Annotated in this window: 1 protein-coding gene; it reads left to right on the top strand. The window is 32.5% G+C overall.

Features of this window, described 5'->3' with window-relative positions:
- Positions 1 to 60: 60 nt before the first annotated feature.
- Entirely contained in the window at positions 61 to 966 is a 906-nt protein-coding gene (locus IRZ80_RS20755) for an IS1595 family transposase (protein ID WP_194644272.1), read from the top strand.
- The last annotated feature ends 1 nt before the right edge of the window (position 967 follow it).

Here is a 967-nt window from a genome sequence, read left to right on the forward strand (position 1 = left end):
ATGATTATCCGTAATTACTCATAATTAAAAAAATAGTCTTACCTTTATAAAAAAATCACGATGAATATATTCAATTTTACAGCAAATTTTGGAAGTGAAGAAGCCTGTCGTTTACATTTTAAAGAGGAAAGAGACAAGATTGGAGTTGTGTGTAAATGTGGCAGTAAAGAGCATTTTTGGATAAAAAGTAAATGGAGTTACGAGTGTAAAAAATGCCGAAGCAGAATTTCATTGCGAAGCGGGACTATAATGCAAAGTTCCAATTTATCCTTTTTAATTTGGTACAAAACAATGTTTTTATTGACTGCAACTAAGAAAGGATTTTCAACTAAAGAAATTCAAACACAGCTTGGCTTGAAACGATATGAACCAGTTTGGGCTATGGTCCATAAGCTTCGAAAAGCAATGGGTAATAGGGATTCGCGTTATACTTTGGAAGGAATGATAGAATTTGACGAGGCTTATTTCACTATTGAATCTTCAGAAATTGAACAGAAAAAAGGTATTAGAGGTCGTGGAGCTGTTGGTAAATCCAATGCAGCTATATCAGCCGAATCTACTCCTTTAGAAGATATCGAAACTGGAGAAAAATCCAGTCATTGCAGATATTTCAAAGCCAAAGTACTTACAGACCATACTGCAGAACAAATAAATGAAACAATTCAAGAATCAATTTCAGAGAAAAGTGTTGTTTTTTCAGATAAAAGCACTTCCTATATTGATATTTCAGATTATGTAGAAATACATATTACTGAAAAATCAGATAAGCAAACAACAAAAGAAACTTTACGCTGGGTTCACATCGCTATCAGTAATGCTAAACGTAATTTTCTAGGGAATCATCATAAAATCAAAGGAAAATATCTTCAGTTATACCTAAATGAGTTCGTTTATAAGCTTAATAGAAGATATTTTGGCGAAAAACTATTTGATAGACTAGTAATAGCTGGTATTACGGGGTTATGAG

The sequence above is a fragment of the Flavobacterium sp. HJJ genome (genome assembly GCF_015351475.1).
GTDB lineage: Bacteria > Bacteroidota > Bacteroidia > Flavobacteriales > Flavobacteriaceae > Flavobacterium > Flavobacterium marginilacus.

Bases quoted from the DNA above. Each gene is read 5' to 3' on its own strand.
- IRZ80_RS20755 (WP_194644272.1), top strand. From the start codon at position 61: ATGAATATATTCAATTTTACAGCAAATTTTGGAAGTGAAGAAGCCTGT.